The sequence below is a fragment of the Candidatus Solirubrobacter pratensis genome (genome assembly GCF_000425945.1).
Taxonomy (GTDB): Bacteria; Actinomycetota; Thermoleophilia; order Solirubrobacterales; family Solirubrobacteraceae; genus Solirubrobacter; species Solirubrobacter pratensis.
In genome coordinates this window covers 504,064-511,513 of the sequence record NZ_KE384481.1, presented here as the reverse complement: position 1 = coordinate 511,513, position 7,450 = coordinate 504,064, and the positions used below count along the sequence as shown (strand labels likewise).

Genomic DNA, 7,450 nt, shown 5'->3' with positions numbered 1-7,450 from the left:
TCCGCGTCGTCTTCGGCGCCGGTGCAGCAGGCCGCCAAGACGGTCACTGACACGGCGTCAAAGCCGTCGTCCGCGTCGTCCTCCGCGCCCGTGCAGCAGACCGCCAAGACGGTCAACGACACGGCGTCAAAGCCGTCTTCCACGACGGTCCAGACGGTCACCGACGCGGCCTCGAAGCCGGCCTCCACGTCGGCTCAGCAGGTCGCGAAGACCGTCACCGACACGGCGTCTAGCCCGATCTCCACGACGTCCCCGACCGCGGCTCAGACGGTCACCGAGACGGCCGCCAAGACGGTCGCGCCGGTCGCGGAGTCGGTCACCGAGACGGTCGCGCCGGTCGTGCAGTCGGTCAGCGACACGGCCGCCAAGACGGTCGCGCCGGTCGCGCAGTCGGTCAGCGACACGGCCGCCAAGACGGTCGCGCCGGTCGCGCAGTCGGTCACCGACACGGCCGCGCCGGTCGCGCAGTCGGTCAGCGACACGGCCGCCAAGACGGGCGCGCCGGTCGCCAAGACGGTCACCGACACGGCCACGAAGACGGTCGCGCCGGTCGCGCAGACGGTCACCGACACGGCCGCCAAGACGGTCGCTCAGATGGTCGTGACGCCGATCGCGAACACGGTCGCTCAGGCGGTCGTGACGCCGATCGCGAACACGGTCGCGCCGGTCGCTCAGGCGGTCGTGACGCCGATCGCGAACACGGTCGCGCCGGTCGCTCAGACGGTCGTGACGCCGATCGCGAATACGCTCGCGCCGGCCGCCAAGACGGACGCGCCGGGCCCCAAGACCGCCGCTCCGGCGCCGGTCGCGACGTCGCCCGCGACGTGGTCGGAGCAGCCGGGAGTGGTCGCTCGGCCGGGCGCGGCGCCGGTCGGGGGGATTGTGGCGCCGGCATCGCAGGCGTCCGGCTCGCCGGTGCCCTTCGCCGTGGATCGCGGCGCCGCCTCGTCACCGGTCGTCGGCGTGGCCGTCGTTCGCGCGCCGGCCCGTGCGATGAGGACGGACTCTCAGACTCGCGCCCCGGCCGCGCCGGCGTCGTCGCCGCTCCCGGGCAGCCCTGTGCTCGCCGGCCCAAGCCCCCGTCCCGTCTCGCGGACCGGCCGCGCCGGCGTCCCGACGCCGCGCTCGGCGCCGGTCGCCTCTCCACCCGTCTCCGTCCCCGGGGGTGGCTCTTCGTCGGCCGGGACCGGCGTGGCCGCCGGCGGCGGCGGTGGGTCGGCCGTGATCTTCACGCCCGCCGGGCTCCTTGCGGCGATCCTCTTGACTTCACTCCTGATGGTGCCGCCGCTGGTGCGGCCGGTGCCGCTTCTCTCTCCGATCGAGCGCCCGGGCTAAGGCGACCTCGCGTCGCCCCAAGCCCCTTGGCCGGTGCCGCGCGCGCCGGCCCGACCAACGCTCGAATCAGGAGAGAGAGATGCATCGATGGATCACCGGATCCCTCGCCGCGGTCATGACCGTGGCGGCGGCCCCGGCGGCGTTCGGTGCCGGCCCCACCCCCGCGGCAGGCTGGCACGGACGAGAGATACGCGACCCGCTGCCCCCGGCGAGCCTGCTTACCAAGCGCGCCTGGCCGCGCGGCTGGTCCGCGGGCGCGGTCAAGCTCGGTAGCGGCTACGCCCACGGGTCCAAGCGGGTCCGCGAGGTCCAGCGGCGGCTGCGCGCACGCGGCTATCGGACCGGCCACATCGACGGCCGCTTCGGCCCGCGCACCCGTGCCGCGCTGACGTGGTTCCAGATCAAGCACGGCCTCGCGCTCACCGGCACGGCCGACCTCGCCACCGTCGCGGCGCTGCGTTTCCGCCACGCCGGCACAAGCGAGACCGCGGTCGCCGGCGCACCGCGGCCGCACACCGCCGCCGCCGGCGCGCGCGGCGGCTCCCCGGCCCTCGCGATCGTCGCCTTGATCGCCCTGCTCGTGGCGCTCGCTGTCATCGGCGCCTGGATCGGCGCCGCGCTGCGCAGGAGATCGAGGCGGCAGGATCCTCCGGCTCCGGTGGCGCCCGCCGAGCCGCGCCGGCCCGCCGAGGAGCGGCCCTCCTCGCGGGACGCCGAAGCCGCCCCCGCGCCGCGCCGGTGGGACAGCGGCGGCCCGCCGCCACCGCCGCGCCTGGTCGCGGTCGACCGGCCCGACGAGCTGGACCACCGCCCCAACCGCGTCCTCGGCTACGTCCGCTCGCGCGCCGGCGAGCCTCCCGCGGCGCGCCTGAAGGAGTCAGCCGAGACGATCGCCGCGTGGTGCGAGCGGCGCGGCTGGGAGCTCGGACAGGTCGTGCACGACGTCGAGGCGCCGGAGCGCCGGCGGGTCGACCGCCCCGGCCTGAATTACGCCCTCGGCCAGGTCGCGGACGGCGCGGCGGCCGGGCTGGTGTGCGTCAAGCTCAGCGACTTGGCCGACTCGGTCGCCGACCTCGGCGCGCTCCTGCAGGCGTTCGCCGACGGCGACGCCTTCCTCGTCGCGCTCGACTACGACATCGACACCTCCAGCACCGAGGGCGCCCTGGCGATCAGCGCACTTCGCGAGGTCGGCGAGTGGGAGCGCCGGCGCAGCGAGCGGCACGCCCGCCGTGGGCTCGCCGCCGTCTCGACGCACGCGGCCGTCCGCGACGACCCCGCGCTGAGCGCGCGGATCGCCGCCATGCGCGCCCGCGGGATGTCGTTGCAGGCGATCGCCGACACGCTCAACGACGAGGGCGTGCCGACGATCCGCGGCGGCTCCCACTGGCGGCCGTCGAGCGTCCAGGCGGCGACGGGCTACAAGCGCCCGCCGGCGCGCGGAAACGGAGGTGCGTAGCGGCTCAGACCGGATCCACGCGGAAGGCGAAGCAGCCCGGACCCGCGAAGTGCACGTGGAGGAATGCGGCGCTGCCGTCGAGCAACTCGGCGGCGCGGTCGCTCAGTGCCTCGCCCGGCATGACCTCGGCATCGAGCAGCATCGCGTCCTGGTCATACGCGCGCACCGACAGGACGCTGCCGCGCACCTGCTCGACGCCCGTCCCGTCGTCTCCGCAGCGCTCATGCACGAACACCGGGCCCGAGCCGGCATACGGGCTCCGGACGACGAAGGGGTCATAGCCGAGCAGCAGCAGCGGCTCGCCGGCCGACGCGCGGCGCAGGCAGCGCCGGCACGGCTCACCACCCTCGGCGGTCCGTCGCACGGCGGTCGGGGCGCCGGCGTCGACCTCGCCGGCGGGGAGCGGTTGGATCACGAACTGGGTCATGCCCGTGCAACGCGACATGCGGCCGGCGCGTGAGTAGGGTCCGGGCATGGGAGTCAGAGCACTCGGCGTCAACCACGTCGCCTTCGAGGTCGACGACCTCGACGAGGCGCTCGAGTGGTGGGAGCGCTACTTCGCCTTCGAGCTGCGCGGGCGCATGCCCGGCATGGCGTTCATCGACCTCGGCGACCAGTTCGTCGCGCTCAGCGAGGGCCGCACGCAACCGCCTGACGGAGACCGCCACGTCGGCCTCGTCGTCGAGGACAAGGACGCCATCCGCGCCGCGCTGCGGCGGGAGGGCCAGACGGTCGCGGACAGCGGCCGCCTGCGGATGCGCGACCCGTCCGGCAACCAGCTCGAGATCGTCGACTACCGCGACGTCCAGTTCACGAAGACCCCGGAGGTGCTGCGCGCGCTCGGGGTGGAGGACATCGGCAAGTCCGAGAAGGCGAGGCGCGAGCTCGCCGCCAAGGGCCTCGCCTAGAGCCCGTTGATGTTTCCCCGCCGCGCGATGCGGCACGCCCGCGGCGCCCGGCATCCACGGGCGCACCACCTCGCTTCGACGGATCGAAGATCAACAGACGCCTAGACGATCCGCACTGCGTCCTCGCCGGCGCTCACCACGTCGCCCGCGTGCAGCTGGCGCCCGCGGCGCGTCTCCGGCTCGCCGTTGACGAGCACCGTGCCGGTCTCCAGCAGGGCCTTGGCCTCTCCGCCGGAGCCCACGAGGTCCGCGAGCTTGAGCAGCTGCCCAAGGCGGATGACGCCGTCACGTGCCTGGATCTCGCGGATGCCGCGATGATAGGCCGCGGTCAACCGGCCGGTACGAACTCGACGTCCTCGAGCGCCACGACGTTGCCGGAGCGGTCGACGAACGCGACGCCGAGCGGCTCGTCCGTGCCGCGCCGGCGGCGCAGCAACGATGGACCCTCCGCGCGCGGACGTGCGCGTCGCCGCACTGCTGCAGCGCACCGAGGACGACGAGCAGCTCCTCGCGCGCTGGGGTGAGGTCATAGCTGAACCGGGCCCGCTCGCCTGGCACGCGGTACGGCCGCTTCTCCAGAACGCCGGCGCGGCGGCTTCTCGGGGCCGGCGAACGGCGCTGGTGAGGGAATGGGTCAGGTTGCCTGCGCGGTTCGCGAGGCCGCGTGATCGATCCGGGCCGGCGCGGGGATGATCGCTCGCGCGCGAAACGAACGCGCGAGGTGATCGAGCGTGACCGTCAGGCCGCAGAGCCAGATAGACCCGCACTCCTTACCCGCGCAGTTCGCCGTGCCTTGCACGCGGCGGAGCGGCCGCCGCGCGGCGGCTTCTCGGGGCGCCGAACCGCGCTGGTAAGGCAGCGCCCCGAGCGATGATCGCTCGCGCGCGAAGCGGACGCGCGCCAGTGATCGCGCGTGACCGTCGGGCCGCCGAGCGCCGGCGGGGCGGGGGCGCGACATGCGACTCGTCGCGCTCCGCAGCGGCGTGACGCTCCCGCTGCTCGCGCGGCGTCTCCGCGGCCCTGCGCGCCCGGCCGTCGCGCGACTCGTCGCTCTGCTCTCATGACCTCCTAGGCTGTCTGTCCATGGAGGGATCCGTCAGCGCGCCTCCGCAGCGCGTCTGTCCTAAGTGCGCCCGCATCTCGTGGGCGACCGGGCCGCGCTGCCCGTACTGCCGCGCGCGCTTCCGGCGCCAGAACATCGCCGTGATCGCCTGGATGCTCGCCGTCGCCGTGCTCGTCACGCTCGCCGGCATGGCCGCGATCCTGTTGCTCGTGGGCAACCACGTCACCGACCACGTCAACGACCGCGCCGACCAGATCGAGCGCCAATTCAACGCCATCCAGCACGAGATCGACCAGCGCCTGCCGGCCGGCGGCGTCCCGAGCGTGACGCCGGTTCCTACGCCGTCGCCCTCGCCCTCGCCGACCGCGACGCCGACCGAGACGCCGTCCCCGTCGCCGTCGGCGAGCCCGTCCGCGACGCCGACCGCGACCAACACGCCGTCCTCGGACAGCGGCTCGACCAGCGATCAGAACCGCACCGAGACGCGCCCGTGAGCCGGGGCCGGGCGGCGCCGCGGCGCCGCCGCTCGGCCTCTATCCGGCGGCGCCGTAGACCTTCTTCTCGTAGTCCTCGAGCATGCGGCCGGCGCCGAACTCCGGCCCGCACGACTTGAGCGAGTTGCGCACCCGCTGCAGCCACGCCTTCGGCGGCTTGTCGCCGTCGCGGGCGTAGAACTCGGGGCTGACCTCCTCCTCGAGCAGCCGGAACAGCTCCGCGCCATGGCGCGCGTCCTGCGCGCCGTGGTCGGGGTCGACGTCCCCCGACAGCGCCCAGCCGTTGGTCCCGTCGTAGGCCTCCGCCCACCAGCCGTCGAGCACCGACAGGTGCAGGCCGCCGTTGACGACGTTCTTCATCCCCGACGTCCCGGACGCCTCCAGCGGCGGCCGCGGGAGGTTGATCCACACGTCGCAGCCGCGTACGAGATGGGACGCCATGCGCAGGTCGTAGTCGTCCAGGTAGGCGACGCGGCTGGCGAAGTTGGGCGCGTCCTTCATGCGGAAGAGCCCCTGCACGAGCGCCTTGCCCTGGTCGTCGCGGGGGTGGGCCTTGCCGGCCAGCAGCACCTGGATCGGGCGGTCGCCGCCGACGAGGCGGATCGCGCGCTCGACGTCCTGCAGCAGCAGGTTGAGCCGCTTGTAGGTGGCCAGCCGGCGGGCGAACCCGATCGTCAGCACGTCGGGATCGAACGCCGCGGCCGCCTCGGCGTAGGGACGCGGCTCGTCGCGCGCCAGCCGGTCGACGGTCGCGCGCTGTCGCACGTAGCCGATCAGCTGCTCGCGCTGCTCGCGCCGGACGCCCCACAGCTCGGCGTCGGGGATCGAATCGACCGGCGCCCACGTCGCGGGGTCTGTCGCGCGGTCCAGCCAGCCCTCGCCGAGGTGCTCGTCGAGCAGCCGCCACATCGGCCGGCCGAGCCAGGTCGGCAGGTGCACGCCGTTGGTGACGTAGTCGATCGGCACGTCGTCGACGGCGCGGTCGGGCCACATCGGCTGCCACATCTCGCGCGCCACCTCGCCGTGGCGGCGGCTCACGCCGTTGGCGGTGCGCGACGTGCGCAGCGCGAACTGGGTGACGCCGAACGGCTCCGCGGCCTCGGACGGGTTCGTGCGCCCGAGCGCGACGATCTGCTCGGCCTCGACGCCGAGCGCGCCGGCCATCTGCGACAGCACGTCGGCGACCTGCTGCGCGGGATAGGTGTCGTTGCCGGCCGGGACCGGCGTGTGCGTGGTGAAGACGGTCCGCCGGCGCGCGATCTCCAGCGCCCCGTTCAGCGAGCCGACGGCGCTGGTCTCGCCGCGCGCCATCTCGAGCGTCACGAACGCGGCGTGGCCCTCGTTGAGGTGCACGATGCCGGGCTCGATCCCGAGGGCGGCGAGCGCCTGCACGCCGCCCGCGCCGAGCAGCACGTACTGCGCCAGCCGCATGTCCTCGTCGGAGATGTAGAGCTTGGACGTGATCCAGCGCCCGGCGCGCGAGTTCTCCGGCCGGTCGGCGTCGAGCAGGAACAGCGGCACGCGGCCGACGTCGACCCGCCAGATCTGCGCCGTCACGTGCTCGTCGCGCACCGCCGCGGACACGGTGACCGGCGTGCCGTCCTCGTCGCGCACCAGCGCCGCCGGCAGCCGCTCGGGATCCGTGTCGACCCAGTACTCGTGCTGCCAGCCACCACGGTCGATGCGCTGGCGGAAGTAGCCGTTTCGGTACAGCAGGCCGACCGCGACCATCGGCAGCGCGCGGTCGGACGCCTCCTTGAGGTAGTCGCCCGCCAGCGCGCCGAGGCCGCCGGAGTAGATCGGCAGCGATCCGTGGACGCCGTACTCGGCGGAGAAGTAGGCCACCGGCCGGTCGGGCGTCGCGACGCCGTCGCGCGGCGGCCGCGCGAGGTCGCCGCGGATCTCCTCCTCGAGCGCGGCGGCGCGGGCGAGCAGGTCCCCGTCGCGCGCTGCGGCCTCGAGGCGGTCGATGCCGGTCTCCTGCAGCAGGCGCACCGGGTTCTCGGCGACGCGCTCCCAGCGATCGGCGTCGATCGCCCGGAAGACCTCGGGGCCGTCGGGGGCCCAGGACCAGCGGTAGTTGTAGGCGACGCGGGCGAAGACGCCCAGCGGCTCGGGAAGGCGGGCGGCGAGCGCCTGCGCTGCGCGCTCCAGGTCGCGTAGGCCAGCTTGCACGCGGGGCAGGATAGGCACT

Annotated in this window: 7 protein-coding genes; 4 read left to right on the top strand and 3 right to left on the bottom strand. The window is 74.4% G+C overall.

Annotated elements, in window-relative coordinates; translation table 11 throughout:
• Together H958_RS0132030 and H958_RS0132025 are read left to right on the top strand one after the other, a co-directional pair.
• Nucleotides 1-1,335, top strand: a 1,335-nt coding sequence (locus H958_RS0132030; RefSeq protein ID WP_028061642.1) for a hypothetical protein, incomplete at its 5' end; no start/stop codon positions are given.
• A gap of 79 nt (nt 1,336-1,414) precedes the next feature.
• A complete protein-coding gene (locus H958_RS0132025) occupies nt 1,415-2,791 on the top strand; it encodes a peptidoglycan-binding protein (protein WP_081686497.1) in 1,377 nt (458 codons plus the stop codon).
• Between the two features lie 4 nt (nt 2,792-2,795).
• Here the strand turns inward: H958_RS0132025 and H958_RS0132020 are convergent, their stop codons facing one another.
• Nucleotides 2,796-3,218, bottom strand: a complete 423-nt coding sequence (locus H958_RS0132020; protein WP_051325099.1) for a DUF1203 domain-containing protein — start codon at nt 3,216-3,218, stop codon at nt 2,796-2,798.
• Between the two features lie 46 nt (nt 3,219-3,264).
• Here H958_RS0132020 and H958_RS0132015 point away from each other — a divergent pair, with 46 nt between their 5' ends.
• Entirely contained in the window at nt 3,265-3,699 is a 435-nt protein-coding gene (locus H958_RS0132015; RefSeq protein ID WP_028061639.1) for a VOC family protein, read from the top strand.
• Between the two features lie 101 nt (nt 3,700-3,800).
• Here H958_RS0132015 and H958_RS48600 read toward each other — a convergent pair whose 3' ends face one another.
• Nucleotides 3,801-4,031 carry an RNA-binding S4 domain-containing protein gene (locus H958_RS48600; protein ID WP_304412503.1) on the bottom strand — a complete coding sequence of 77 codons (231 nt, stop codon included), beginning with the start codon at nt 4,029-4,031 and terminating at the stop codon, nt 3,801-3,803.
• Between the two features lie 751 nt (nt 4,032-4,782).
• Here H958_RS48600 and H958_RS47125 point away from each other — a divergent pair.
• Entirely contained in the window at nt 4,783-5,256 is a 474-nt protein-coding gene (locus H958_RS47125; RefSeq protein ID WP_028061637.1) for a hypothetical protein, read from the top strand.
• 39 nt (nt 5,257-5,295) lie between these two features.
• Here H958_RS47125 and glgP read toward each other — a convergent pair whose 3' ends face one another.
• Nucleotides 5,296-7,431, bottom strand: a complete 2,136-nt coding sequence (glgP, locus tag H958_RS41940) for an alpha-glucan family phosphorylase (protein WP_196807667.1) — start codon at nt 7,429-7,431, stop codon at nt 5,296-5,298.
• Between the last annotated feature and the right edge of the window lie 19 nt (nt 7,432-7,450).

Bases quoted from the DNA above. Each gene is read 5' to 3' on its own strand.
- H958_RS0132025 (WP_081686497.1), top strand. From the start codon at position 1,415: ATGCATCGATGGATCACCGGATCCCTCGCCGCGGTCATGACCGTGGCG.
- H958_RS0132020 (WP_051325099.1), bottom strand. From the start codon at position 3,218: ATGACCCAGTTCGTGATCCAACCGCTCCCCGCCGGCGAGGTCGACGCC.
- H958_RS0132015 (WP_028061639.1), top strand. From the start codon at position 3,265: ATGGGAGTCAGAGCACTCGGCGTCAACCACGTCGCCTTCGAGGTCGAC.
- H958_RS47125 (WP_028061637.1), top strand. From the start codon at position 4,783: ATGGAGGGATCCGTCAGCGCGCCTCCGCAGCGCGTCTGTCCTAAGTGC.